Here is a 276-nt window from a genome sequence, read left to right as displayed (position 1 = left end):
TAGAAACTCTCAGCAAAACAGGTTGGAATCTTGCTGTTAACAATGGAGATGTAAGGCAGATTGGACCAAACAGTACAATAAATTTTGTAGCAGTTAGTCATCAAGATAAACAGAATATCAAGCTCACACAAGAAAATGACTCTGTAAGCTTTGATTTATCGGATGATATTACTGTTAAGAATATTGAGGCACACCAATTAACGTTTCAGGCTGATAATAAATCATCACTTACCCTCACAGCTGACGGGCTTAGGCTTAGTAATGGCCCACAAATAA

General features: G+C 37.0%; 1 protein-coding gene. It reads left to right on the top strand.

Translation table 11 applies throughout. The annotated features are described in order from the left end of the window. Positions 1-276, top strand: a 276-nt coding sequence (locus J7R07_RS08110; protein WP_208436333.1) for a hypothetical protein, incomplete at both ends; no start/stop codon positions are given.

The organism is Bartonella phoceensis (genome assembly GCF_902825145.1).
GTDB lineage: Bacteria > Pseudomonadota > Alphaproteobacteria > Rhizobiales > Rhizobiaceae > Bartonella > Bartonella phoceensis.
Note: the sequence above shows the minus strand (reverse complement) of the source record. Positions and strands in the feature narration are given on the sequence as shown.